A 23,579-nucleotide genomic window follows, 5' to 3' on the forward strand; every position below is an offset into this window, starting at 1 on the left:
GTATCCGCCCTGCAGACGTGATGTTTGTACAATACTGGAATTGTCATTACTGACGCTTCTCTCGGGTGAAAAGGAGGGATAAGGCTTGAAGCCGGTAAGTAAAATCCACCACGAATCGAATAGCACCGATTCAAAATATTACAACAATACGTATGTAAACACCCCATCGATGGGCTGTTCTGTGACTTTCGTACGACGATCGAGACGCTCTTGTCGGCGGGCGAGGTCCGTTCTGACCCTCCGATATGTTCTCTCATCTCAGTGCCATACTCCTATCGTCTCTTGAACCAACGAGTTGCTGGGGCACCGTCTAGTTAGCGCAGTTTGAGGAACGAGCAGGTCGTAGAGTTAGTTTGGAATGTTGCTCGCAGACCTGCTCAGCGAGTGCTACGCAGTGGAATTTGATGAAGTTTGGGAGCGTGAGCGGACGGCGACGCCCGTCAGGGTGTTCGCCGTCCGCCTCCATTCAACCGGTTGTTCACTCCGAGAGACACAAGTGATTCTTCGCTTGATCGGCGTAGAACGCACTCATCAAGCGATCTGGCATTGGATACATCGGCTGGCTAACAGCGTGCTAGACCCGCCGACAGCTTCGCCGTCGCGGGTCGCAGTTGATGAGACTGCTGTCAAGATCAACGGCGACTGGTCTTGGGTGTACACTGCAATATACCTAGACTCGCAGCTACTTCTTGATGTCGCAGTGTTCGGACGGCGAGGTACCGATCCAGCTGCTGCGTTCCTGTATCGACTAAACGAGAAACACGATCTCGACGACACGGTGTTTCTCATCGATGGCTATGGATATCTGACTTCCCTCTTCCGATTGGGATTGAGCGGTCAGCTTGACTACGTCGAGAGAAACCTGATCGAAAAGTGGTTTCATACCCTTAAGATACGGGTTGACCACTTCCATAATTCGTGGGTGGACAGTCAGTCAAGTGTTAGGGAATGCCTTGAACATTTCATACACTACTATAACACACAACGACCACATCAGTCACTCAACGGACAAACGCCAGCGAGGGTTTCAAACTAGACAGTGCCCAAAAACGCATAAGCTACAATTCTAACTTGAGCCAATCATTCCAATCGATTATCCGTAACATGCTCGACTTCAGGCGTGGATAGAAGGCAGGCACGTCAGAAATAATCGGTTGGATTTCTCATTCAAAGGACTTTACTTCACGACCGCTTCTCGCGGACTAGCCGTTCAATACAGGTGAATGAGTGAATGGCGTAGGGAATTTCACGTAGATGGTCACAAAAAATTATAGCAAAAGAAGGTGAAAAGCCTCTATGGCCGATGGTGAACGTAAAAGAGCAATCGCCAAATGTTGCTCTTGCAGTTCTGCCTATGCTGTTAACGTATGGACTGACGGAACGATTCAGCCCATTGGAAGAAGCAGTTGTGGTTGTGGCTCAACCGAATTTCAAATTATAGAATCTTCTTCCGACACCTCCATTCAAGATGAGAAGATTGACTGACCAGATTGTTCGATAAGCACGCTGTACTTATCGGATGTTCTCTGTTCAGGGTTTCATCAAGATACATACTAATATATAAGACGTTTATTCGTCTTTAGCTAAGACTCACACCTCGGTTGCGTAGCGGTAGCGAGCGTCTCTTGTAACACTGGCCGTTGCTGGTGGATCTTCTGTGCGTCGTCGATCAGTCGGTCGAGCAGCGGTGGCGGCGAGTAGCCGAGATATTCGCTGAGTTCGTGGAGGATGAGCTAGGCGTGCGACCGAAAGGTCGCCGCCCAGCGTTCTGGCGGAAACACGATCTCATCGTCCGCCTGTTCGGTGACCAGATCGAGCAACTCACGACTAACAAGCAGCGACAGCAACGCCGCGTACAACAGAATTTCGACGACATGCTCCTTCGTCGTATCGAACTCGTCCAGTTCGTACTGCGTCTTCAACTCCCGAAACAGCAACTCCACCTCCCACCGACAGCGATAGATCGTCCTTAGATCCGATGGCAGAAATTCTTCTCTCGGTAGATTCGTGATATACAGGTGGTAGTCGTCGGCGTCCTCTTTGCGGACGCCGACGACGCGAAACTGCTTCCTATCGCGTGATTGCGTTCCTCCGTACGGTCTTCGGTCGAACTCGGCTTCGACTTCCACGTCGATGTACTCGCGGTGCAGGTTATCCACAACATCGTGGATCTGCTCACCATCCAAGGGAATGGCGCGCCCGCGCCATTCCCGTAATTCCTCTGTTATCACCGGGTTTGCACTCTCTTTCAGCCGGCTCACGAAGTAGCCGCCGTTCTCGTCGATCAACGCGAAGCGGCGGTACTTGAAGTAGGCTCGATCGAACAGAACGAGTCGATCTTCGAGCCACGATCCTGTGTTAAACAGCGTGCTGTCGTGCGTTTTCTCGTCAGTCACGTCGAGCCGTTCTATCGTCTGCTCGGTGGCATTGTGGAGCAGGTGGAGCTTCGCTCCAGCCTGCTCCTCTTTCCGGGCTTCGTACTCTTTGGAGAGAAACTCGTGCAACCGCAGGACGGTTCCATCAGCGATCATCACGTCCCTGAAGCGGTCGATATCGGCGTCAACAGTGTCAGGGACAGCGACCTCGTCGAGGCCGTGCTCGACGAGGTCACGGAAGTACTCTGCGAGAGACGGCGTCAACCGGTGATAGAAGCCGCCGGGAGAGATCGTTTCGTCGGCTGTCGAGTTGTAGCTGCGTCTGAAGCCAGCGAGTGTTCGGCTTTCGCCTGCGGCGAAGCCGAACACGAATGCCCAGACGAAGGCGGGGATCTGGAGCTTGCGGTCACGTTCGACCACGCCGAGTTCCTCGGCGTGCTCTTCAAGGAACTCGGAGGGAAACAGTGTAGTGAGCCGACGCATAATCCGAGATGAGGAGGCATTGGTGGACACAGCCGTTGCCTCCTCATTTCTCTCGAAAAGATGCCTCGATAAGCCGCCGCTGTCACGTGGTTCTTCGCTTAGCTAAAGACGGATATCCAGCGCAGTAGACCACCACACCTCGCCACTCGAGACGGAGCTGCCAACCCCCGGTAAGCCGACACCGGACTTTCGAACACGAAGACGTCTTTCGGAGAGACGGCCACTGCGCTTTCTCGAGATGGCTCTCGAGTCGTCAGTCTACTGCTCTACCAGCGTTCCCGACATCGACCAGCAGCGCGAGTCGAATCGCCCGACGATGCCACCGAAACCAGAATCAAATGAGCGCGAACACAGACTGTCCCGACCCTGACGCACAGACACTCCAAACACTTGCCGACGAACTCGAGCGCCTTCACGAACGCGTCACAACCCTTGAAAACGAACTCTCCCAAAAGGACAACCGCATAGGTAACCTCGAGGCCGAACTTGAGGAAGCCCACACCGAAAACAAGGCTCTCGAAGCACGGCTCGAGGACCTAGAGCAATCACGGACACCGATCGAAGCACGACTAGACGCCCACGAGAAGAAACTCAACGCCAACAAAGATCGCGTCGGTGAACTCCAAGCACGAGAACTCGAGAAAGGCGCACACCTCCTGGAGGAACACATCGATAATGGGGAGATCGACGTTGTGGATAGCCGCCTCGAGCGCATCCAGAAAGACGACGGTGAGAACTACTTCCGATTACCCGAGAGTGACGACCCGCTCGAACGTGGTGGCGACATCTCCCTCTCGTATGGGGATCTGCTTCCACTCCAGCAGCTCGCGAAGATGGACGAGGATATGCTCCGGGCGACAACATCGTCGCTTCCGTCACGGCTCGCTGCAAAGCTCTGGAAGGCACGTACCGATCCGGCAGTTGGAGACAACCCCTGGCGGAAGGGGAGTACAAGCGTTCGAGAGTACGTCACCGCCGGCGATATGAAACACTGGATCCGACGGCAGGAGAAGGGCATCAGTGACGACTACGCGAAGAAGTTGGTCTCGCGAACGATCGATGCGTTGCTCGATCTCTCAAAGAGCAGGCTGGCAGTCAAAAAGCAGACACAGCGCAAGAACGGCCTCGAGTACACAGAACGACGTGTCTTGTTGATGGACGATGTCGACATTCCCGGTGAGATGGCCGGTTCCGGAGACACCTGACGTCGACGGTTGCGGGTGTCGCCCGACTACCCACAACCCCTGAGAAGGGTATCACTCTATCCGCCCACCTAATATCCAGCACAAGAGCGGTTGTATGCAGTGTACCGTTAGTCTGTAGTACGTCATTTGATCGGTCGTTGTCGGTCTTACTCCCATGACTTCCCTGTAGCTGTGTCTGAAGACGCCAGCTGTCTCCGGAAACCTCTCATCTCGAGAATGCCGTCTGGATTTTCTGATCGGTAGGTTTCCACCAGTATTTCTTTGGGAGAACTAATCAACCACGGGAGGAACGCATATCACCGATAGAATCAAGATGCTCTTCTAGTTTTGTACTGGAGACGAGGTGCTCTGATGGAAGTTCCAGACAATCTGCTCTGCCTATACAATGCAGAACTCGAAGAACAGGACGACAGCTACGTAATCGAAGTACCTGCTCGTGAGGTTTCTACCAACCAGATCGCTTCAGGCGAAGTATGTCGAGCTGCAGTACTCCAAAGGGAGACAAGAGACACAAACAACCACTCGACAGAATCAGATCGACAGAACACGGCACAGTCTGCGCCAGAGCCACCTGTTGAAGAGGGTGAGCGGCGAACTGTGACGATTGAAGACGTCGGTGATCAAGGTGATGGAATAGCCCGCGTTGAACGGGGCTATGTCATCATTGTGCCGGATACCAAACTAGGTGACCAAGTAGTGATCGAAATCGAGAACGTCCGGCAGAACGTAGCTTTTGCTGACGTTGTCGGACAGGAGTAACAGCAATCGTAGGCGAACTAACACCGGTCAAGAGATCTGGGTTGCTACTGTTCGGGGACGCCGTACTCGATGTGAATGGTTGGTGTGCTCGGAGACTCTCCACTTTCCACGCCGTTCCAATCGGCAACGTGGATATTTGCTAACTCGCCAGAGAACTGGAAGCGTTGAACACCAACATCGATCGAACCCTCAACAGCGTTCTTCGTAACGACAGTCGCCTCTCCTACAGGATTGTCGCTCATCATTTCGATGTCACCGGCAACAGAGAACTCGAAGTTAGACGGAACGCCGCGTCCGACGACAGTAATGCAGTTCGGAAGTTGCTCCGTGTTTGACTCACTGGATGCGGCTTTACCGTTGATGCGCGTCATACCCCGATAATTCGAACACCTCAGTATAGGCCTTCCTATCTGGAAAAAGATATGATAGAGTGAATTTGTGGAAACAAGGAATTGAGACAGGTATGAGACCTACGTTTAGGATGTGTTTGGATAACTATAACATCTATGAGTTGCATATACAAGCAGGGTAACAAATACGCTGTTGATCGTGAACAGTGTATGCACGATTTGACCGGCTTCCAACGCGACCTCTTGTATGTGATCGCAGGCGCTGACCAGCCGTCCGGCCAAGACGTCAAAGAGGAAGTCGAGCAGTACTACAGTACCGAGATCAATCATGGCCGACTGTATCCAAATCTAGATACGCTTGTCAACAAGGAACTAGTCGAAAAAGGGCAGTTAGACCGCCGGACAAACTATTACGCAATCACAGAGGCCGGGCGTGAGCAGATCCAACAACGGCGTGAATGGGAAGAACAGTACGTCGAATTTTAAGCGTGGTTCGACGTGGGAGCATGACGAGGGATAATCTGATATCATGTGCTATATCGCACCAAACTCTTCGTCGGAGTCAGGAAGGTACTCCATGATACTCCGATGGGCACCGAATTCGCTGATAATCGTCTGTAGTGCGTCGACGACAGTCGCGATGTCCCGGTTGAGTTCATATTCCCAGTACGACGTACCCGAGATTGAATAGTTCTTGATAAAACCCCACTCAAGTATGAGTAAAGCCCGTATTTGACGGGTACTGTTAAGCGGATCACTGCCGAAATGACCATACAGAACTGCAATGGCTGGCATCACAGATCCACGACCACCACTCCCGGAGTGGATTCGCGAGTGCTACGACTTACTGTGCTCCCATGCAGATCCACCTGATAATGGAAAAGCCGCTGTTCAGGTGATCGAGTACGATGATGCCACCGACGTGCTGCTCTCTGATTCAGAGTTAGCACTCGAGCAACGGGATGTCGAGTACGCGCTTACACGGCTCCTCGAGCGAGGCTACTTCTACGAAGTCGAGGGCGAACTTCGGGTCACCTCCCCGGAAGAGCAGTGTTAACGACTCTTCAAAGGGCTGTCCCGTATATCGACAGCTCAGCTCACTATATTGATCTTGAGCCACTGCACTGTCCTCGATTCGGTCCGACATCTTACCTCCCGATTACCGGAATTGTCCAGAAGTGATGGCCACGTTCTGCTAGAGCCCCACCCCGTACTCTTCGAACACAGACTCGAATCCCTCGTCGACGATCTGCTGGACGAGTTCAGCGAACGAACTTCGATTCCCAGGATCCTCAACGAGCGACCGAAACGTGCTCTCGAAGTGATGCCCATGAGAAGGCCGATCCCGACTCGAGGTCTCATGCGCCGCCTCATGCAGCATCACCAAATACAGGTCGTGCATCCAGACCGCACGCTGACGACTCGTCACAGCCGAGTCGGTGACCACGATGTACGTCCTGCCATCGGTCCAGGCATCGGCACTCGCCTCGCCGTAGTACACATCTCGTTCAATCCCAAGCTCCTTTGCGAGCACTCGAGCGAAGCGAAGATACCGCCGCTGATCAGCGTTCAACTGCGATTCGTCCTCGATGCGATGATAGCCCGTCCAGACACCTTCTGACTCTGCTTGCTCGCCAACATCAAATGTCTTTGGCATCGTTATCGATGTGTCCTCGTCGGTGGCAAGGTCGCGAAGCCGCTGGGTTGCCGCATCACTCGTATCGAGGACGACGTAACCACGTTCGACGAGTTTGTCCGCGCCTTTCTGGGCTCCGTCGACCCACCCAATTTTCGGGGCCGCCTGGATCTCTTCGAGGCTGATGCGGGACTCCGTTGCCAGCTGGAATAGCTTGCGATCTGCCCACTGCTCGTCCGATGACTCGGACGCCATCGCTTCGATCATCACTTCCCGACTCTCGGCAGTCAGCCGATCGTCCGAGACCTCAGCATATAGATCGTCACGTGCCTGCTCGAGTGCGCTGTCGATCCGCTGCCAGCGGTCACAGCCGGATTGGATGTCGTTACGCGCAAAGTTCAGCGTCAGATTCCCTTTCGAGACGACCACACCACCGAGTCCGTACTCGCGTTTCGTCGTCACGTACAGACCGTTGCTGTAGATATCGAGTCCCTCGTGGGGTGTGTACTCGAGTGCGAGGATCGCATCCTCAGTTTCGCGTGTGAGCGACGGGTGTGGCGAGTCGGCCACTGCTTCGAGTGGATCACCCTTATCGACTGGCTCGCCGTTGATCACGACCGAGACGCCCGTTCGGGACTGCACGTACGCGAAGCGCTTGCGAAGATCACGAACGTAGCGCCGCCAGCGGTAGCTGTCCGGATCCGGAACCTCATCTTCGTAGTGATCGATCTTGACGAGCATTCCCTCGAGATGATGCTCAGCGTCCACGAGCTGGCCATCGCGACCGCTGACGTCTGCCCATGGTCTAGAATCGCGTCGATCTCGGTAGTCAAAGCACAGTGCGGTGTCGTGACTCCAGATGCGAACGGCGCCTTTCGCGATGATCGCACCCTTTCCAATTCCCCACTCTCCGATTGTCTCGTCGTCAGAGCGCTGCTTGCTTCCTGCGCCGAGTACTGAGAGGTTGCGCCGCCCTTCGGTTGACTCGAGGTCGACGCCAGCACCATCATCGAGGATGATCGACCGCTCAGGTGAGATACTGACTAGGACGCGGGTTGACCCTGGGCTGTCGATGCCATTTTGGACAGCTTCACGAATTGCGTCTGTGAGATCCGCCATCTGATCCTCAATGAGGTACGTTGCGACCCGCTCGTCAGCGGTCATCGTCACGGTCTCGTCAGTCGATAGCTGGTTGGCCGGCCTCGAGTCAGTCGTTTCGTTCGTAGCGAACTCTGCTAACGTCGGATGTTCTGTCATGGTGTCCACCCCTGTGGCACCACAAAAACCGAACAGAGCAACTCAGGCGCTTTCGTCTAGTCGCGGTTGCTGCTGGAATTGGTGACTCGATTCAGACAATGCAATCTTGCTTTGTCCTGTCAGTCTTTCCTGAAAAGGCTTATTGCAATCTGCGTGCAATTCGCTACTAAGATGTCCACAAAAGAAGCAGATTGGAATACGCCTCTCGATACTGGAGGTGAGGCATTTGAACTCCTTAGGAACGCCCGGAAAGCGTGGATCTATACCTATATCCGTCACAACGCGGAAACTACGACCGACGACGTTGTCGATTCCCTTGAGATCCCACAGCGGACTGCCTACGACTATATCAACGACCTCGAGTCTGCAGGATTCATTGAACAGTCGAACGAGGGACGGCCCGCACGATATACTGCCCGTGAAGTCGATCTTCAACTTGTTCAGGATGATGTCCAACGGCAGATCACGCCGGCATTGATTGAGGCGATTGCACGCCGAGAGAAAGATGGGGATATGGATACGTACATTGAACGCCACGGTTTAGACGGGCTTGCGGTCGCTCTCGAGTATGCTCGGGAATATGTTGATGGATCCGTAACCCATCGAATTATGGCTCGAGAGCAGGACCTCTCGCCGTTAGAGGCAGCTATCATTCTGGATGCACTTTCCCCAATTGTTGAAGAGTGAGTCGGATGGACACCGACAGAGAAATCGCTTTTCTTGACTCGTTAATATCCATTTATCCGTGGCGGTGAGGGTGCCAAGCCCCCGTCCTCAAGGAGCGACCGGAGGGGGCGAGTAGGGCGGGATAGTTCATCAGCGGTCGAGGTGGATACCCCGAGGCTTGACCTCGGGAGGAAGCCGACACTTGTGAAGCTGTTCACGTGCTACCACAGTGCCAACTCCCCCACGCTGCTAAACGCTAACCATTAAATAATACCACACTATCTTATGAAGTATGGCAGAGGTGGTCAGGAACATCCAAGTCAAACTCAACATCCCCGAGTCACGACACTCGGATGTTGACCAGACGTTCGAGCAGTTCCGTCAAGCTGCCCAACACGTTGCAGACTACGGCTGGGACGACGGCCCAGACCATCTCGTTAAAGCCAAAAACAAACTCCACAAAGCCACATACACCGAAGTCCGCGAGAAAACCAATCTCCAATCCAGCCTCGTCCAATCCGCCAGAAACCTCGCTGCGACCGCCCTCGGGAACTGCAAAGACTTGCTCAACGACGATAAGAACACGAGCAAACCCGAGTTCCGAGGCACGGTCATCGTGTACAACGGACGCACCATCACGTACAACGACGACCATGTGACACTCGCCACCACAGGCGACCGCGTGACAGCCGAGTACGTCCTCCCACACGACGACGAAGGCACGCTGTTTGAGGACTACTGGGACGACGAGGAGTGGAAGAAAAAAGAGGCCACACTCCACAAGCGAGATGGCGAGTACTATCTCCACGTCGCAGTCGAGAAAGAAGTTGAACCTATTTCTAGCGACGAGAAGACCGAGAACGGAGTGGTTCTCGGTGTTGACCTCAACGTGGACGGATACCTCGCCGTCACCAGTACTGGAGCGTTCCTCGGGAACGCGAATGAGTTGAATCACAAGCGCGACGAGTACGAGCGTCGTCGTGGAAACCTGCAACAGACGGGCACGCGCTCAGCGCACCTCACCATCCAATCAATCGGGGGCAGGTTTGCCGAGTGGAGTCGTCATCGCCTACACGCCGTGTCGAACGGCATCATCCGAGAGGCCGTTGAAAACGACTGTACGCACATCGCGTTCGAGCGGTTGAAGTACATTTGGACGCGTCTCTCGAACGGTTCCAAGTTCCAGCAGTGGGCGTTCCGCGAGATTCAACGACAGGTCGAGTACAAGGCCGAAGAACACGGCATCGAAGTGGATACCGTGACCCCACAGTACACGTCGCAACGATGTAGTCACGGTGAGTGTGGATTTACGCACGAAGAAAACCGAGACGGTGATGAGTTCGAGTGCTTGAAGTGCGGTAAGGAGTTGCATGCGGATTACAACGCTGCGCGAAATGTGGCGTGGCGTCTTGTCCAGAACTGGCTCAAGTCTGGTGCTGGACGGGCTACCAGTCAACTAGCCCTCAAATCAGGAACGGTGAACGCGAACGGCGATTTCACGCCTCCGCTTAACGGCGGCAGAGTGAGAGTTCACTGACAAGCCCCGGCCCTTGTGGTCGGGGTTGTTGACCTAGGCATGTAACGTCTGGACACGATCTTCGATCCACTCCAGCACGGCGAAGAGGACATCCAAATGATGTTCACTCTTGAGTGAGGACTGCTCTACATTTGCGGACGCGTCTGGTGGCGGATGGAAATGCTCTCGAGGTGCCTCTGGTTTTGGGTGTCGATCCCATCGACATTGCCAGGTCTCATCTTCATGACTCTCGAGATTGTGAACTGTGTAGTCGCCTCCGACAAACCACCGGATGTCGATCCGAGTCTCACGCACTTCCGAGGGATACTGTGTTCTGTCCAACTGTAGCTCAAGAACACGCGGAGATATTGCATCAGGCCGGAACTCCCACGTTGAAACAAGTGGATGCGTTGCTGCACGCTGTGCGAGTACTTCAAGCGTCGGAACATCAAGGGGACCGCTTGGTGTTTCGTCTCGCCCCGTCACGTATTTGATTGGGCTCGACCATTATTTGACGACTCGGCCCGTTGAACGGCACGTTTCAAGATCATAATATCTTGACGAATCGTCCGCCATTTTGTGAGGTCGTCCCATCGGTCATGAAGCGCTTCGTGACCTTCGGTAGGATCATCAGAGATGACGACAGCATCCGGATCTGGGACCCCATACGTTTCCTGAAGGTCCTGGTCTGCGTCAATGAGTTCTGACAAACGTGAGCGAAGCTCACCTGCACTGTGCTCGCGTGCAAGCGTTTCGACACGCTTCCACTGAAAGTACGACGGATTACGTTGATACTGAGCGGGGCGGTTTCCCGTTCGTTCTGCAATCCCCATCTCAACAAGTTGCTCGAGTGCCTGACGAGCACCGGTCTCAGAACAGCGAGCCCACTCTGCGAACTGTTGTGCAGAAACAGGATCGGTAGTGCCGACAAGAACGTCGTAGACACGCTGGAACGTCGTCCGATCCGAATCCCACTGTCTTGACGCATCGTTTGGTGGGTCTGGTCGTTTTGTCATAATTCCTTCTTCGAGAACACTGCTAATATATCTTTCCTAAAGCACAGATATATGATCTCAATATGCGAGTTCTCTTCAGTTTGTTCCGGCCATCACCTCGTCGGCGACGTCGATGATATCCTGAGAAGTCGAACTAATCCGCTCGAGTTGATCGAGGACCGTCTCCGGTTCGTCCCCCTCCCACGCGGCGAGGTAGAACGCTGACCCACTCGTGTCCAGCCCGAAATACCGACCGACGATGTAGGCAACGGCCTCGGCCTCGAGTTCACGCTTTGACCGTTCGTCTTCAGTATCAATACCACCGTGCAGCAGTGCGTGCGCGTACTCGTGAACGAGTGTGACGGCGAGATCAGCCTCGTTTTCACGATCGCGGACTTCCACGAGTGGCTGCTGCTCTAGGCGGTACTGACAGACGCCCTTGGCGCTGCCGTGAGACCACTTTCGAGGAGACACGACCTCGACAGCTACCTCGAGTACGGACGCCGCCTCGAGGAGTGCTGGGACCAATTCGCCGACGTTGCCGTTCGATTCGGTCTCGAGTTCCGGAAGTGGTTCGCCTTCTGTCTGCGATATATCGAAGACTGGTGCTGGTCGAAAGCCGACGAGTCCCTTGTTCCACTCGGCAGACTCAGTGTCGTCATACTCACAGTCGCTGCGTTCGTGGTACGACGGTGAGTTCCCACATTCAGGACACTGTTTCGCAATGATGGGTGCCCAGATCCAGATTGCTGTTTCACCCTCATTCACGTGCCGATCGAACTCGTTCTGCCACGTTCGGTAGCCGGCAACGCGCGTTGCGTGCGGACACTGAAGTTTGATCAACAGCGTGTTTCGGTGCGAGTAATCATGGAAGCGACTCTGGACATCCAACCACTGTTTGAATTGCTCGCTCGAGACGGCGGTATCGACCTCATTGACGAGGTCCTGAATCCATGTTTTGATCGTACTGTGCATCTCGTCGTGCCGGGTGTCCGAATCGTCGAACGTCTCCCGGGTGCTGCTGCTCGTAGCCATGTTCAATCACTGCTTCTCGAGTCAAATCGAATCGAACCGAACTCGAGAAGACCTCCGCCCCTCTGGGGGTCTCAAAAATACGCCAGACTCGAGCAGTTGTAAGCTCGTTGGGCAGCGGATGTCGAAATTCAGAGCGAGCATGGCAACTGGTGCTGACTTACTGGCTGTGAAAATGTCGGGTAAGACAGCACGGAGACGGCTTTCGGGCTCGAGTGATCGCTTGGAAAATCTGCTTGACGGTATTTGAGCTACGAGTCTGCGAGCAGCTCACCAACATACTGTTGTTCCCATTCGCGTCGTGCTTCAGTCTCGCGTCGACCACGACGCGTTAGTGAGTAGTAGTTCGTTCGCCGATCGACCGTCCCTTTATCGACAAGTCCTTTGTCGACAAGTGTGTCGAGGTTTGGATACAGTCGCCCGGCGTGAATATCCTTTTTGTAGTAGTTCTCGAGTTCATCTTTGATCGCGAGTCCGTGTGGCTCGTCGTGGCCAGCGATTGCATAGAGCAAGTCGCGTTGAAAGCCAGTCAAGTCGTACATACATCTGGCCTATGGAAGCAGGCGAGTTAATTATATTGAACATAGACTTTCCTGATAGGAAATACAATTGGCGGAGCCCTGGCAGCAAGCGACTACTGGCCGTGAGCAACCCGAACCATGGAGTGATATGAGTGTGTCAAACAAGCGGTAACGCCTATCTGAATGCGTAATGAGCGTTCAGTACAGGTAAAAGCGTTACCAGCAGGGTTGTCTATCCATCCGCTAACTGTTTTTACAATTGAATGCACCATCGGTGATTTTTATCTCCTTGTCACCCCTAACCAGAATGGTCCATCCCTCGTAGGTGAATTCAATGGACAGATCTGACTGATGTCGTTGTGAATGTTTCATCAGTCTGTTCAGTAATTCTGGCTCGACACTATTATATAATGGACTTAGATTGCACTCAGGAACTCTTTCTATTTCAGCAATCCCTCGTATTATTGTCTGTGATACCGGTTCGTTCGGTTCTCTCTTTATAAAAATCTCAGTCCCACCATCTGTAATTATTTGTGGGTCGTAGTGACTTTTCATATACAAATAAAATACTTGCTGGCTTTTCAAGCTTCTACCTAACAACGGATTTGCCGGTACATCTGCAGATCTACTTACCGGCCCATTCACCGTCGAAGTTAGTGGATTAAACCGATAGAGGAATTCTCTGCTGTCCGTCGAGAACAAGGTTTAGTCGGAACGGCGCATAACTTCCCCGTATGCCATTCAGCGTCAGTTGGCACACGCTTCTCGAGCATCTTGATGAGTTGCCGGCGGACGCGACACTGATCACACCGTTGTCGCACTCTCGCATCCATATCACAGATGTTCAGGAACACCGTGTCATCGCCCGATTTGACGAGTCCACCGAGAAGCGTCCGCTCCAACGTGAGCAGTTCGAGACACTCTACCATCAGATACAGACCGCCCACGATGGGTTCAATCTCGACCGGCTCCCGCCAGATGCCGACCCGTATCCAGCGGTGTTGAGTGTCCATCCTCGGTTCGAGATTGACGAAGACGCGGGTGTGATCGCCGAGACAGACGGGTCGACGACGACCCAACTGGCCGACACAGCACACGAACCTGATGACGATGACCGAACCGAACCTGATGGTCTGGATATCTACTCGGATAGCCTACTCCTGATCGATGCACTCGAGCGCCACGACGTAACTGACCTGCCTGAGTTGGAGACGGCCACACTGGTGAATCTCTATACGCTGCTGTCGGATGTCCAGCGTGATGCTAACGACTTTCGACAGGAAGTCGCTGATGTGCTTCTCTCACGGCTTCATCACGACCGTCCTGTTGCCGGTCAGTACGGCTCCGTCCAGCGTACGAGTCGCCGTAACCGCTTGCTCAAAGATGACGAGTATGTCCTCTCGATGCTCGAGGCGGAAGGGATCGACCGCGAGCGCGTTATGAGCGTTGACCGGCAGAAAGTCGACGAAGCACTCGAGGTGACGACGCTCACCGAGTCCGATGTCTACGAGATTGATGAGAGCGAATACGTTCGCAAAGCAGAAGTCGACGACGACATCAAGGAGTCACGCCTCCAGGGCTTGAAGGATCGACTTGCCGCTAGTGAGGAGACAGAAACTGAGGAACTGCGACAGGAGATCGAAGCACTCGAAGACCGTATTGATGACCTCACAAGCTTCCGAGCGGGGACTGAAGTTCAATGACGACTGTTGATAACCTTCTCGTCATCATATACGATGCAAGAGACTGGCGGTGTATCTCTCGGTCGTTCTGCAATCTGTTAGCAGGAGTACCAAATTAGTCATCCTTATTCTGTGTTCGGAGTTCACTAGCTTTCTCTTCGAGTTGGCGGAGAATTGGGACACGTTGTTGGTGCTGGTTTTCGTAGGCGACGCAGGCCCGCAACGTGTCCATATCGTTGATCGTTGCAATGCTGGCATCGATGAGTCGCGGGTTCGGTGCTTCGAGCCGCTGTGCTGGTGAGAGATCGCTCGAGTCGTTGGAGTGCTCTGGAGTGTTACCCATTGGATGTTGCCTCTACCCCTGTCGAGGCACGAAAAACGAGTTGCAAACTCAGGCTCGGTTTTTGCTACACCACTCTTCGAACGCATTCTCGAATTCGCTGAATAAGTTCCGATGAAAGTCACCGATGTACGGAAGTGGATATCGCTGATCCTCATCCGGAGCATGCGCTAAGTAGTCGCCAGCGCTATCGAGATCGCCTTTTGGCGTTGCTTCAAAGTCTTGTTTCTGGAAATACAATTGATAGTAATCACTTCCATCTTGTGTCCCTTCATATTTGACCTTGAGGCACCAGTAGTCGCCGTGTTGGAAATCATTCCGTAGTCCCCAGAGAAACGTACCCCGGCGAGCATACTCTGGTGCAGCCTTGTCATCTCGTGCTGGGAGGAAATGCCCCTTCCTGATATGCTGCTTCAAGCGTTTGTTTAGGATCGATCGAATCTGTTCGTTATACGAGTACAGCGAAGAAACATAATTGTGTACTCGTCGGTAGACCTCATTCTCTACATCTGTTTCGTCAGCTCCTTGCTCAATGACGATCGTTCCCGTGGTTGAAATGTTGTCACACATTTGAGCCAACTCGTGAAAGTTTCCGTGAACAATATAGGCTGATGATCGTGCTCGCACTAAATCACGATCAGTAACCGGGTTTGCCGGCCCTTTTGTATGGCCAAGTAACTGGTCTACCGTATTCCTAGAACCACAGTTGCCCATTCGATCTACCGCTACTCGTCTTCAGAGTTGCTCGACATCTTCACTGCTGCCTCGCGGTCCTTCAGAAGTTGTTCCTTAGACTGGCCAGTTGTTTCGGCCAGTTCATCTACAGTGGGAATGTCCTTCAGGGCCATCTTCTTACTGCTAAATTCCCTGCTCAGACAATTATACCTTTCGCACAGTCAGATACCGTTTTCTCTAGGCTGAACAGGGCGAGGGCCTCGTGTCTTGAACCTATAGTATTTCACGCATCACTCGAGGTCAAGCCCCGAGGCAGTCTGCCTTGCACTTCTGTAGATGACTCGTGTTCTCATCTGCTGCTAGCGTTCTGCGCCGTAGACGATCTTCGAGGGGGCTTCGTAGCCACAGTCAGGACAGTCGAACCATCGCTGGACCTTCGCACCAGTGGCAGATTTCTGGCCGACGATGACGTCGTCGTTTGGACACTCCGGACAAGCGAGTTCGGGGGCTGGTTTGTCCCGGAGTGCATCCCGAACGCTGGTCGCCTCCTTCGTCTCGAAGCCTTGCGACCACACTGGATAGCCGTCGACGAGGATCACTGCCCGCCACTTGTACGCGTAGGAGTCCGGTGCACGATGCAAAACGGCTCGCGCTCCAGTCTCCGTGTTTCGATATGCTAGCGTGGGTGTTCGACTCTCTCGTGTCCAGTTGGTGATTCGAGGCATGGTCACTCAGAAATGGACGTCTGCCGGTACGATCCAGCACATCTCGCTCTCGTCAGTAGTCTCGAGGAGTCGATCGAGGTGTCCGCGATGACGGATGCCAGTCGCATGTTGATCGTACAAGCAGATCGACGGGCCACGAGAAGCACCGGCCCGTTTGAAGGCGTGACGGGCAAGGCCCGCATCGCGCATGATCTCATCGTCGCTGCGTTCCTCGAGTGTAGTTTTCACCCGATTCAGATTGCGTTGGAACGTTTCCGTCGTGGTCTCCCAGGCCCGCTCGAGGAGGTCTTTGCCTTCCTCTGATGTGATGGGCGCAGCCGTCGGCAGGTCACCCCACCGTGCTTTTCCAGCCACTGTTGTCTTCTCTTCGTCGAAGGTAACGTAGTAGTCGAACGCTGCACAGCAATGCGGCTCCGCGCCGACCAGTCGATCGAACACTGTCTTCCCGGTTGACAGTGCCTCGTCTGCTGTCGATGCCTCTACCAACGAATAAATGATCATATGCATCTTGAGTACCTCACTGCGCCGACGCTCTGGTCAGTGTTCGCTTGATACTACCCAGTGCGCCGGCACCCATCACCGGCGCACAAAATCACGGTGCAACACATCTGGCTCACGGAGTAGAGCGATCCAGATCGGTACTAGCACCGACAGCGGTTGTCAGGTCGCTCGACTCGTCGATAGCTTCGAAAAGACCGCGAGTTCCTTTGGAAACTTGCACCCTCGACTCGAGTGGAAGTACTGGTTGGGTGAGTATCATAGAAAGACTTGCAAGTGATTTGTTTCAACTCCTTTTGATTGAATCAGCTGGTAAGTAGATGTGTGCACTGACCAATCGTCTCTGACTCAAGAATTAAGTACTCTTTTACATATTGTCAACTAAGCTCACCTATGGCGCTTGACGATATCTTTGCCGAATTTAGTAAACTCCTCGAAGGAGAGGAGATGACCGGAAGACAGGCGGGGCTCATAATCTTTGCCTGGATGGGGGCCACCGCCCTCTTTGGATTGATTTCCTATATTGTAGTGTTCATAATTATGGGCTATTAATCAGTTTTGTCGTTATGTTACTCGCCAGTACTGAGCGATGCGTGCCTCCTGAGACATGGTGAAACGAAACGCGGCGATCTGCTCACTACAGGTGCTTACTTATTCACACGTCTTTTGCATAAACCTCACACGCAAATCATTATCTATCCTCATAGTCAGCTCTTGATGATAACAGTCTGCAGGATTCCATGTAGTACTAAAGGGACCTGCACTTTCCGAACGATCCTTCGATGTGACTTCAACTTCCACATCATACGTTCCAGTTTCAACAATATTGGTATCACCACTACGAGAATGTTGGTTTGGGAAAATACGATACTCCCTTTCGTATATAACATCAGAGTCAGCAAGAAAACCGCTATCAGAGATGATTGTTGTTTTTACCCATACTTCTTCGTCACTGTCATTGGCCCAACTGACTGAGCCATACCCTGAATCAAGTACAGATATCCCGGTATACACGCTTGTACCACCAATAACCGCCCCACTAAGCGAAAACAAAAGTTCCCTTCGGGTAGGCATTTCATTCACTCGTCAGGGATAATACTAAGAATTTTTTGTCTCAATATAATGATTGATACAGTCTTCTATTTATAGCTATAGTACACTTATATCGAACGTTCTGTGAACTCCCTGTACTGATCGTTAGATTGCTCGGTCAAGATTATGAACGATACACGCAAGGGCGAGTTCACGGAACTGCTTCCACCAGCGTCGTGACCGGACGAACGCACCGTATCTTCGCTTGAATCGAGAGTTCACCGTTTCGCTCTGGCTCCGTTGGCCGTAGAGTTCAGTATCCAACCGGGCGTTCCACGCTTTCTGAAGTGAGGAAAAATCACAGTGTTTGATGAGTGGACGAACCCCGTTCTCGCGGGCCATCGCTCGAATCTGCTGATCGTCGTATCCCTTGTCTCCAAGCAAAACTCCGATTTCAGATGCGTTGCGGTTGATGAGTGACGGTGTGATCTGCGTATCGTGTTTTCGGGTCGTTGTGACGTGGAGATCGAGGATCGCGTTTGCTCTCGTATCGACTAAGAGCGTGACTTTTAGCTGCTGAATCGTCAGTTTCGCCCGTTTCGTGTAGTGCTTTGAGGCATGGGTTCGGTCGAAGCCCGAAGCGTCGATTCCCGTAACACCGTTAGTCAGGAGCAGTGAAACAGAGAGATTGAGAAGTACCCGCCAAACGGCCATATCGAGTCTATCGAACGCTTTGCACAGCGTTGACGGGTCAGGAAGTTCGGTGAGGTTGATTGCGTTCCGAATACGAGGCATTTCAATGAATTCGTCGAGGAGCGTTCGATAGGTCGTGTTCTTCCGAATTTTGAGACATAGCAGAACAACGTGCTGATGGAGCGTGTAGCGTTGTTTCGAGTACTTTGAGGAATATCGTGAGACTGCTCGCTGGGCGAGGTGAAATGCTTGCTCGACAAACCGGAGTAACTGCGACTTTGGGAGGGTTTGCATCCACTCACACTATCGACTGAATCTGCAACTCTCCAAGGATTTCAACAGAGCCTCCCGAATATGTCTTTTCACGCGTGATCACAATACACGTAATGAACAGCTTGCCACGCTTCGTTTCAACGTGTATCGGGAGATACGGACCAATCAATACAGGGGAAGCATTTACCGTTGAAAGAAGTAATTGAGTGTATGGCTAAAGCCGAAGACGGCGGAGAATCAGATGGAGGGGACGAGAAAAACGAGTGGCTTGACCGTATCATTAGTTTTCTCGCCACCTATCTCCCGTGAGTACCAGGGGAACTCTTCACCGATAGATTCGCACACGTAGTTACCGAACTGCCCCGATTCAGTTTCAGGCATAATTCTGAATAGAGAAATCGTGCTACTATCTACTAATAGGAATTAGCGTCAATCCTCATACGTTCCAGTGTGACCGATCACGGATATGTTGGATTTTCTGTATCTTGCACGATTTCTATCAGCTACTGTATATTTTAAGCGAGACGTGCAAGAGACACAGCGCGTGTCGGTGACTGGAGTTCTCCAGTCACAGTGTTACAGACAGTGCGTCTATAGTAGACCTGCACCGACAGCGAGAGCACCAAGTCCGACGATTGCTGCGACGACAGCACCGATGTATGCATACTTGTATTGCTTGAAGGAGTCCGCGAGTTCCGCCTTGGACTTATCAGAGATGATGAGCTGGCTGTCGTCAGGGGGCGTGACTACAACATCCTCGGGTTTCAAAGGATGTGTCGCATTCTCGGTGGCGTGAGCCTGCCCGAGGAGGTATATTTCATCGCCCGGACCGAGTGTCCCCTCGTAGTATCGGCGTTCGCCGTGTTTGTTCCCGATATCAAGGATATTCGTGATAGAGTCGGTCTGGGGGGAGATTATTGCCTCACCTTGGACGAACTCTGCGATACGCTCGGGCGGTTCACTGTCAGGAGGTACGTTGGCCTCGACAGAGAAACTATTGAGCGCGGCGAGAACGTTGTCAACGGTCACGCCGGTTGAGAGAAGCCGGTCAACGTCAATCGCCCCCACCTGGATATCGTGAATCCCGGTGCCGGCTGATGGATCGTTCACATGGTTGCCGACGTCCACGCGGACGCGCCCAGTCCCATCGTCAAGCTCGAATGAGGTTGCATGTATACCCGTGGCACGCGTCTCCCACATTTCAGTCTCACCGCCTTCATCCCACTCTTCGACTTCCCACGCCGATAATGTGCTCTCTTCACCTTTTATTGGAGAGTCGAATGGGCTACTCGCACGGACGGTACCCTTGAGTTCGATGAGTCCTTCGCTTTTAATATCCCGTACGTCAGTTGTTTCGGTATCTCTGAGAAGCGCACTCCTACGGTGTTGGCGGCGGCCGTAGACTCCGGCGAACGCTGCAACGACCAGAAGGACAACGCCGACGATGAGTAGTATGGTGGACATGGACGGAGACACTTCCCCAGTCAATCTGCTGGAATAAGAGAGTGTTCAATTTACGCACCTATCTGACAACTGTTTCGTTGTATACTAATACAAACGAGGATCAACTGCTGAATACACAGCGCGAATGTGGTACGGATTGAGAAGCGATCTGCGGGAGCAGTAGTCGGTAAGTATAGAGCACAGCAAACATCTTACTCGCTCACGGTCGTTATCGAGCGACCGCCTGCCCAGAGTTACGACGATCGCCGCGAGTTTTGACGTCCGCCCTTCTTGGCCATGTGTTTCGAGTGTATCGGAATTGATCAAACGCGAGCGTGAATCCGTTCGACGCGCTTCTCCGTTGGTGGATGTGTCCCGAACAATCTTCGCGCGACGAACTGCCGCGTCCGGTCGAAAAAGCGGTGTTCCTCCCACGGCGGCGGCACGATCGAGAACGCTGTCGTCGACCGATGTTCGCGAAGATCACTCGAGGGACGAGAAGCGAGGTCGCGATCCAGCGTCTCGAGGGCGCTTGCCAGCGCCGCGGGATCGCCGGTGATCGCGACGGCGCCGCGGTCAGCGACGTACTCGCGATAGCGAGCGACGACGGTACTGGCCCACCGGCTCAGGCTGGCGACGACGAGTATAGGAATCGCGATAGCTGGATGATGGTACGGGCTCTGATTGCCCTCAAGTTCGTTCTCGAGCATCGCGTGGGCTTTCACCCGCGGGATCGACAGGACCGTCAGTATCGCCGCGTCGCGGTTGAGCAGATGAGCGAGTTCGTGGGCGAGGACGCCCTCGAGTTCACGGTCCGAAAGTTGCTCGCAGAGTCCACGCGAGACGACGATCGCCGACGTCTGTGGCCGGACGCCGACGGTGGCCGCGATCGGCATTCGCTCGCGACCGAGGCGAACGGTCGGGGCCGGAACGCCAACCTGATTCGCGAGTCGGTCGACGCGCGCCTCCAGGTCTTTGAGACGTTCGATATCGTCGGAGCCCAGTTCGTCTCGCTTGAGGATGCGGACTTCCTCCTCGAGTCGTCGCTGGACGCTGCCGCCCTCATCCAGTTCATCGGCGACGACACGTCCGGTCAGAAAGAGCGAACCGACGATCCCGGCGACAACAGCGAGCGGGGCGACGATCTGAAACGGCGTCAGCGAACTGGTTTCGACGAAAACGAAACCGACGAACCAGGTGACGAGCAGTCCGAAGGCGACGCCGCTCCAGCGAAGCACCTCACGGGCATCAGGATTCGCGATACTGCGTGCCAGCGGTTCGAACGCCTCGACCGAAGCGTCGTGGCCGATACGACCGACCACGAGCGGGGCCGGTATCACCCACCGGTAAACGGTCGCGACGACGAGCCAGGGAACGACGAGAAACAGACAAACAGCAAGTGCCCACGGAACGAGCGCTAAGAACACTACCGTGATGGCCGCGATCATCACGAACTCGAGGACGAGCAGCGTCGCGATCCCAGACGTGGCGATAAGGCTGGCGACCAGCATCCGAATCCAGTGCCCGAACGTCATCCACAGTCGTTGCATTGGTGCCTTCATCCGTCTCTGTTAAACTGGCATCTCTTCCGCCGATTTCGACCTATCATACACGTTCGATGAAAAAGAGGTTTGGTTTCGGCTCTGCGTCCGTGCTCTACAGAAAAAGCAGGCCGAGTGCCTCGGGGCTTGACCCCGAGGTGGTTCACTGACCGTTCACCGCCTTTCGTAGATCGCCTCTCTCCTCGTGCCACATTCGTGCTTTGTATTCATCAGTTCCAACTTCTCAACTACTCAAGAGAAATGATATGAAAATATGAGTTGCGTTGCTACTCCCTATCTGTTCTGCTAGCGTTCTGCGCCGTAGACGATCTTCGAGGGCGCTTCGTAACCACAGTCAGGACAGTCGAACCATCGCTTAACCTTCGCACCAGCAGCAGATTTCTGGCCGATGATGACATCGTCGTTTGGACACTCTGAACACGAGAGTTCGGGGGCTGGTCGGTCCCGAAGTACATCCCGAAAGCTGGTCGCTTCTTTGGTCTCGAAGCCTCGTGACCAGATGGGATAGCCGTCGACGAGGATCGCTGCTCGCCACTTGTACGCGTAGGAGTCCGGGGCACGATGTAGGACCGCTCGTGCTCCAGTCTCCGTGTTTCGATATACCAGCGTGGGTGTTCGACTCTCTCGTGTCCAGTTGGTGATTCGGGGCATGATTACTCAGAAATGGACGTCTGCCGGTACGATCCAGCACGTCTCGCTCTCATCATTCTCTTTGAGGAGTCGATCGAGGTGTCCGCGATGACGGATGCCTGTCGCATGTTGATCGTACAAGCAGATCGACGGGCCACGAGAGGCACCGACACGTTTGAAGGCGTGACGGGCAAGGCCCGCGTTGCGCATAATTTCGTCGTCGCTGTGTTCCTCGAGTGCTTGCTTCACTCGGTTCAGATTGCGCTGGAACTCTTTCTTGGTGGTCTCCCAGGCCCGCTCGAGGAGTTCTTCGCCTTCACCCGATGTGATGGGCGCAGCCGTTGGCAGGTCACCCCACCGTGCTTTTCCAGCCACTGTCGTGTCCTCTTCGTCGAAGGTGACGTAGTAGTCGAATACTGCACAGGACTGCGGCTCTGCACCGACTAGTCGATCAAACACCGTCTGTCCAGTTGAAAGCGCTTCTTCTGCTGTCGATGCCTCTACCAGTGCGTAGATGATCATATGCATTTATTTCACCTTAGTTCGACGACGCCTTGGTCAGTGTTCGTCTGTTTCTGCTCAGTGCGCCGGCACCCATCACCGGCGCAAAAATCACTGTTGGAGTGCGCATCTCTCAAGGGGTAGAGCAATCTGGATCGGTAGTAACATTGACAGTGGTCGTCAGACCGTCTAACTCGGCGGTAGCATCGAATCAACGTGAATGCCTTCGGAACTCATATCTCCAGCTCGAGTGGAGTTGCTGGTTAGGGAGCACATTATAGAAAGCCTTGTAAGTGATTTGTTTCAGCTCTTTTTGATTGAATCAGCCGGTAAGTAGACGTGCATATTGACCGCTGGGGTTCCTACCAATTAGATCAACTGTTCGAAGAGTCGTGATGAATACAGGGCGCGAATGTCGCACGGTACTCCACAGAAATTGTGACGGGCCGAATCGCTTAGTACAGAGGAAGGGAAGGAGTTACCATTGAATCGGTCGCCATCAGTCCTCTATCATAACCGCAAACCGGAACTTCTCGAATGGCCGAATTACCTCGACGAACTCGCCGGGATCAACCGGTTTTCGAGGATTCCATCTTCGTTAACATCTTCATTGAGATCACGGGATTCGATGAAGTTTTCACTCATTCCAGACAGAACGATCACTGGAACATGAGGGCGCGTCTTGTATCGTTCGCGTCGGTGCGCACTTGCAAGGTGGGATTGTATTCCA

Annotated in this window: 26 protein-coding genes and 2 pseudogenes; 9 read left to right on the forward strand and 19 right to left on the reverse strand. The window is 53.5% G+C overall.

Annotated elements, in window-relative coordinates; genetic code table 11:
* The first annotated feature begins 358 nt into the window (after positions 1 to 358).
* A complete protein-coding gene (locus GCU68_RS17970; protein WP_152943962.1) occupies positions 359 to 1,036 on the forward strand; it encodes an IS6 family transposase in 678 nt (225 codons plus the stop codon).
* A 547-nt stretch (positions 1,037 to 1,583) separates the two neighbouring features.
* On the opposite strand, the pseudogene GCU68_RS17975 reads toward GCU68_RS17970, so the two are convergent.
* Positions 1,584 to 2,858 (reverse strand): annotated as a pseudogene (locus GCU68_RS17975) (IS4 family transposase).
* Between the two features lie 338 nt (positions 2,859 to 3,196).
* On the opposite strand from GCU68_RS17975, the gene GCU68_RS17980 reads away from it, so the two are divergent.
* A complete protein-coding gene (locus GCU68_RS17980) occupies positions 3,197 to 4,063 on the forward strand; it encodes a hypothetical protein (protein ID WP_152943963.1) in 867 nt (288 codons plus the stop codon).
* 351 nt (positions 4,064 to 4,414) lie between these two features.
* Positions 4,415 to 4,822 carry a TRAM domain-containing protein gene (locus GCU68_RS17985; protein WP_152943964.1) on the forward strand — a complete coding sequence of 136 codons (408 nt, stop codon included), beginning with the start codon at positions 4,415 to 4,417 and terminating at the stop codon, positions 4,820 to 4,822.
* A 44-nt stretch (positions 4,823 to 4,866) separates the two neighbouring features.
* On the opposite strand, the gene GCU68_RS17990 is transcribed toward GCU68_RS17985, so the two are convergent.
* Positions 4,867 to 5,193: a hypothetical protein gene (locus GCU68_RS17990; RefSeq protein ID WP_152943965.1), complete on the reverse strand. Its 327-nt coding sequence runs from the start codon at positions 5,191 to 5,193 to the stop codon at positions 4,867 to 4,869.
* Positions 5,194 to 5,382: 189 nt separating this feature from the next.
* Between GCU68_RS17990 and GCU68_RS17995 the strand changes: the two genes are divergently transcribed.
* The gene (locus tag GCU68_RS17995; protein WP_152943966.1) at positions 5,383 to 5,658 is read left to right on the forward strand and encodes a PadR family transcriptional regulator; all 276 of its coding nucleotides are present in this window, start codon (positions 5,383 to 5,385) and stop codon (positions 5,656 to 5,658) included.
* A gap of 48 nt (positions 5,659 to 5,706) precedes the next feature.
* Here GCU68_RS17995 and GCU68_RS22070 read toward each other — a convergent pair.
* Positions 5,707 to 5,844 (reverse strand): annotated as a pseudogene (locus GCU68_RS22070) (cell division control protein Cdc6); the annotation flags it as partial.
* 112 nt (positions 5,845 to 5,956) lie between these two features.
* On the opposite strand from GCU68_RS22070, the gene GCU68_RS18005 reads away from it, so the two are divergent.
* On the forward strand, positions 5,957 to 6,229 hold the full coding sequence (locus GCU68_RS18005) for a hypothetical protein (RefSeq protein WP_152943967.1): 273 nt from the start codon (positions 5,957 to 5,959) through the stop codon (positions 6,227 to 6,229).
* Positions 6,230 to 6,367: 138 nt separating this feature from the next.
* On the opposite strand, the gene GCU68_RS18010 is transcribed toward GCU68_RS18005, so the two are convergent.
* Positions 6,368 to 8,065, reverse strand: a complete 1,698-nt coding sequence (locus tag GCU68_RS18010; RefSeq protein WP_152943968.1) for an ATP-binding protein — start codon at positions 8,063 to 8,065, stop codon at positions 6,368 to 6,370.
* A gap of 171 nt (positions 8,066 to 8,236) precedes the next feature.
* Here GCU68_RS18010 and GCU68_RS18015 point away from each other — a divergent pair, with 171 nt between their 5' ends.
* Together GCU68_RS18015 and GCU68_RS18020 are read left to right on the forward strand one after the other, a co-directional pair.
* The gene (locus GCU68_RS18015) at positions 8,237 to 8,752 is read left to right on the forward strand and encodes a DUF7437 domain-containing protein (RefSeq protein ID WP_152943969.1); all 516 of its coding nucleotides are present in this window, start codon (positions 8,237 to 8,239) and stop codon (positions 8,750 to 8,752) included.
* 271 nt (positions 8,753 to 9,023) lie between these two features.
* Positions 9,024 to 10,268: an RNA-guided endonuclease InsQ/TnpB family protein gene (locus tag GCU68_RS18020; protein ID WP_152943970.1), complete on the forward strand. Its 1,245-nt coding sequence runs from the start codon at positions 9,024 to 9,026 to the stop codon at positions 10,266 to 10,268.
* 461 nt (positions 10,269 to 10,729) lie between these two features.
* Here GCU68_RS18020 and GCU68_RS21545 read toward each other — a convergent pair whose 3' ends face one another.
* The 4 genes from GCU68_RS21545 to GCU68_RS18040 all read right to left on the reverse strand — a co-directional run bounded on the left by GCU68_RS21545 (position 10,730) and on the right by GCU68_RS18040 (position 13,350).
* The gene (locus GCU68_RS21545; protein WP_193565099.1) at positions 10,730 to 11,263 is read right to left on the reverse strand and encodes a DUF7342 family protein; all 534 of its coding nucleotides are present in this window, start codon (positions 11,261 to 11,263) and stop codon (positions 10,730 to 10,732) included.
* 75 nt (positions 11,264 to 11,338) lie between these two features.
* Complete coding sequence (locus tag GCU68_RS18030; RefSeq protein WP_152943971.1) at positions 11,339 to 12,277, reverse strand: ArdC-like ssDNA-binding domain-containing protein; 939 nt, start codon at positions 12,275 to 12,277, stop codon at positions 11,339 to 11,341.
* Positions 12,278 to 12,525: 248 nt separating this feature from the next.
* On the reverse strand, positions 12,526 to 12,816 hold the full coding sequence (locus GCU68_RS18035; protein ID WP_152943972.1) for a PadR family transcriptional regulator: 291 nt from the start codon (positions 12,814 to 12,816) through the stop codon (positions 12,526 to 12,528).
* 222 nt (positions 12,817 to 13,038) lie between these two features.
* Positions 13,039 to 13,350, reverse strand: coding sequence for a HalOD1 output domain-containing protein (locus GCU68_RS18040; RefSeq protein WP_161991524.1), 312 nt, complete (start codon positions 13,348 to 13,350; stop codon positions 13,039 to 13,041).
* A gap of 179 nt (positions 13,351 to 13,529) precedes the next feature.
* Here GCU68_RS18040 and GCU68_RS18045 point away from each other — a divergent pair, with 179 nt between their 5' ends.
* Positions 13,530 to 14,498 (forward strand): hypothetical protein, encoded by a 969-nt coding sequence (locus GCU68_RS18045; RefSeq protein ID WP_152943973.1) that lies wholly within the window; start codon positions 13,530 to 13,532, stop codon positions 14,496 to 14,498.
* Between the two features lie 94 nt (positions 14,499 to 14,592).
* Here GCU68_RS18045 and GCU68_RS18050 read toward each other — a convergent pair whose 3' ends face one another.
* The 5 genes from GCU68_RS18050 to GCU68_RS18065 all read right to left on the reverse strand — a co-directional run bounded on the left by GCU68_RS18050 (position 14,593) and on the right by GCU68_RS18065 (position 16,724).
* The gene (locus GCU68_RS18050) at positions 14,593 to 14,820 is read right to left on the reverse strand and encodes a hypothetical protein (protein ID WP_152943974.1); all 228 of its coding nucleotides are present in this window, start codon (positions 14,818 to 14,820) and stop codon (positions 14,593 to 14,595) included.
* Positions 14,821 to 14,868: 48 nt separating this feature from the next.
* Complete coding sequence (locus tag GCU68_RS18055; protein ID WP_227015048.1) at positions 14,869 to 15,387, reverse strand: hypothetical protein; 519 nt, start codon at positions 15,385 to 15,387, stop codon at positions 14,869 to 14,871.
* 155 nt (positions 15,388 to 15,542) lie between these two features.
* On the reverse strand, positions 15,543 to 15,665 hold the full coding sequence (locus GCU68_RS22025; protein ID WP_264373491.1) for a hypothetical protein: 123 nt from the start codon (positions 15,663 to 15,665) through the stop codon (positions 15,543 to 15,545).
* Between the two features lie 186 nt (positions 15,666 to 15,851).
* A complete protein-coding gene (locus GCU68_RS18060; protein ID WP_152943976.1) occupies positions 15,852 to 16,217 on the reverse strand; it encodes a DUF7568 family protein in 366 nt (121 codons plus the stop codon).
* 6 nt (positions 16,218 to 16,223) lie between these two features.
* Entirely contained in the window at positions 16,224 to 16,724 is a 501-nt protein-coding gene (locus tag GCU68_RS18065) for a hypothetical protein (protein WP_152943977.1), read from the reverse strand.
* Positions 16,725 to 17,108: 384 nt separating this feature from the next.
* On the opposite strand from GCU68_RS18065, the gene GCU68_RS21435 reads away from it, so the two are divergent.
* Positions 17,109 to 17,267, forward strand: a complete 159-nt coding sequence (locus tag GCU68_RS21435) for a hypothetical protein (protein ID WP_168927118.1) — start codon at positions 17,109 to 17,111, stop codon at positions 17,265 to 17,267.
* A 99-nt stretch (positions 17,268 to 17,366) separates the two neighbouring features.
* On the opposite strand, the gene GCU68_RS18070 is transcribed toward GCU68_RS21435, so the two are convergent.
* The 6 genes from GCU68_RS18070 to GCU68_RS18095 form a co-directional block, all read right to left on the reverse strand.
* The gene (locus GCU68_RS18070) at positions 17,367 to 17,729 is read right to left on the reverse strand and encodes a hypothetical protein (RefSeq protein WP_152943978.1); all 363 of its coding nucleotides are present in this window, start codon (positions 17,727 to 17,729) and stop codon (positions 17,367 to 17,369) included.
* A 183-nt stretch (positions 17,730 to 17,912) separates the two neighbouring features.
* Positions 17,913 to 18,734: an IS5 family transposase gene (locus tag GCU68_RS18075; protein WP_152943979.1), complete on the reverse strand. Its 822-nt coding sequence runs from the start codon at positions 18,732 to 18,734 to the stop codon at positions 17,913 to 17,915.
* 570 nt (positions 18,735 to 19,304) lie between these two features.
* The gene (locus GCU68_RS18080; protein WP_152943980.1) at positions 19,305 to 20,177 is read right to left on the reverse strand and encodes a GIDE domain-containing protein; all 873 of its coding nucleotides are present in this window, start codon (positions 20,175 to 20,177) and stop codon (positions 19,305 to 19,307) included.
* 302 nt (positions 20,178 to 20,479) lie between these two features.
* Positions 20,480 to 21,706 (reverse strand): M48 family metallopeptidase, encoded by a 1,227-nt coding sequence (locus tag GCU68_RS18085; RefSeq protein ID WP_227015050.1) that lies wholly within the window; start codon positions 21,704 to 21,706, stop codon positions 20,480 to 20,482.
* A gap of 297 nt (positions 21,707 to 22,003) precedes the next feature.
* Positions 22,004 to 22,369: a DUF7568 family protein gene (locus GCU68_RS18090; RefSeq protein ID WP_152943982.1), complete on the reverse strand. Its 366-nt coding sequence runs from the start codon at positions 22,367 to 22,369 to the stop codon at positions 22,004 to 22,006.
* A 6-nt stretch (positions 22,370 to 22,375) separates the two neighbouring features.
* Positions 22,376 to 22,876 carry a hypothetical protein gene (locus GCU68_RS18095; RefSeq protein ID WP_152943983.1) on the reverse strand — a complete coding sequence of 167 codons (501 nt, stop codon included), beginning with the start codon at positions 22,874 to 22,876 and terminating at the stop codon, positions 22,376 to 22,378.
* Between the last annotated feature and the right edge of the window lie 703 nt (positions 22,877 to 23,579).

It is taken from the genome of Natronorubrum aibiense (assembly GCF_009392895.1).
Taxonomy (GTDB): Archaea; Halobacteriota; Halobacteria; order Halobacteriales; family Natrialbaceae; genus Natronorubrum; species Natronorubrum aibiense.

Bases quoted from the DNA above. Each gene is read 5' to 3' on its own strand.
- GCU68_RS17970 (WP_152943962.1), top strand. From the start codon at position 359: ATGTTGCTCGCAGACCTGCTCAGCGAGTGCTACGCAGTGGAATTTGAT.
- GCU68_RS17980 (WP_152943963.1), top strand. From the start codon at position 3,197: ATGAGCGCGAACACAGACTGTCCCGACCCTGACGCACAGACACTCCAA.
- GCU68_RS17985 (WP_152943964.1), top strand. From the start codon at position 4,415: ATGGAAGTTCCAGACAATCTGCTCTGCCTATACAATGCAGAACTCGAA.
- GCU68_RS17990 (WP_152943965.1), bottom strand. From the start codon at position 5,193: ATGACGCGCATCAACGGTAAAGCCGCATCCAGTGAGTCAAACACGGAG.
- GCU68_RS17995 (WP_152943966.1), top strand. From the start codon at position 5,383: ATGCACGATTTGACCGGCTTCCAACGCGACCTCTTGTATGTGATCGCA.
- GCU68_RS18005 (WP_152943967.1), top strand. From the start codon at position 5,957: ATGGCTGGCATCACAGATCCACGACCACCACTCCCGGAGTGGATTCGC.
- GCU68_RS18010 (WP_152943968.1), bottom strand. From the start codon at position 8,065: ATGACAGAACATCCGACGTTAGCAGAGTTCGCTACGAACGAAACGACT.
- GCU68_RS18015 (WP_152943969.1), top strand. From the start codon at position 8,237: ATGTCCACAAAAGAAGCAGATTGGAATACGCCTCTCGATACTGGAGGT.
- GCU68_RS18020 (WP_152943970.1), top strand. From the start codon at position 9,024: ATGGCAGAGGTGGTCAGGAACATCCAAGTCAAACTCAACATCCCCGAG.
- GCU68_RS21545 (WP_193565099.1), bottom strand. From the start codon at position 11,263: ATGACAAAACGACCAGACCCACCAAACGATGCGTCAAGACAGTGGGAT.
- GCU68_RS18030 (WP_152943971.1), bottom strand. From the start codon at position 12,277: ATGGCTACGAGCAGCAGCACCCGGGAGACGTTCGACGATTCGGACACC.
- GCU68_RS18035 (WP_152943972.1), bottom strand. From the start codon at position 12,816: ATGTACGACTTGACTGGCTTTCAACGCGACTTGCTCTATGCAATCGCT.
- GCU68_RS18040 (WP_161991524.1), bottom strand. From the start codon at position 13,350: ATGAAAAGTCACTACGACCCACAAATAATTACAGATGGTGGGACTGAG.
- GCU68_RS18045 (WP_152943973.1), top strand. From the start codon at position 13,530: ATGCCATTCAGCGTCAGTTGGCACACGCTTCTCGAGCATCTTGATGAG.
- GCU68_RS18050 (WP_152943974.1), bottom strand. From the start codon at position 14,820: ATGGGTAACACTCCAGAGCACTCCAACGACTCGAGCGATCTCTCACCA.
- GCU68_RS18055 (WP_227015048.1), bottom strand. From the start codon at position 15,387: ATGTGTGACAACATTTCAACCACGGGAACGATCGTCATTGAGCAAGGA.
- GCU68_RS22025 (WP_264373491.1), bottom strand. From the start codon at position 15,665: ATGGCCCTGAAGGACATTCCCACTGTAGATGAACTGGCCGAAACAACT.
- GCU68_RS18060 (WP_152943976.1), bottom strand. From the start codon at position 16,217: ATGCCTCGAATCACCAACTGGACACGAGAGAGTCGAACACCCACGCTA.
- GCU68_RS18065 (WP_152943977.1), bottom strand. From the start codon at position 16,724: ATGCATATGATCATTTATTCGTTGGTAGAGGCATCGACAGCAGACGAG.
- GCU68_RS21435 (WP_168927118.1), top strand. From the start codon at position 17,109: ATGGCGCTTGACGATATCTTTGCCGAATTTAGTAAACTCCTCGAAGGA.
- GCU68_RS18075 (WP_152943979.1), bottom strand. From the start codon at position 18,734: ATGCAAACCCTCCCAAAGTCGCAGTTACTCCGGTTTGTCGAGCAAGCA.
- GCU68_RS18080 (WP_152943980.1), bottom strand. From the start codon at position 20,177: ATGTCCACCATACTACTCATCGTCGGCGTTGTCCTTCTGGTCGTTGCA.
- GCU68_RS18085 (WP_227015050.1), bottom strand. From the start codon at position 21,706: ATGCAACGACTGTGGATGACGTTCGGGCACTGGATTCGGATGCTGGTC.
- GCU68_RS18090 (WP_152943982.1), bottom strand. From the start codon at position 22,369: ATGCCCCGAATCACCAACTGGACACGAGAGAGTCGAACACCCACGCTG.
- GCU68_RS18095 (WP_152943983.1), bottom strand. From the start codon at position 22,876: ATGCATATGATCATCTACGCACTGGTAGAGGCATCGACAGCAGAAGAA.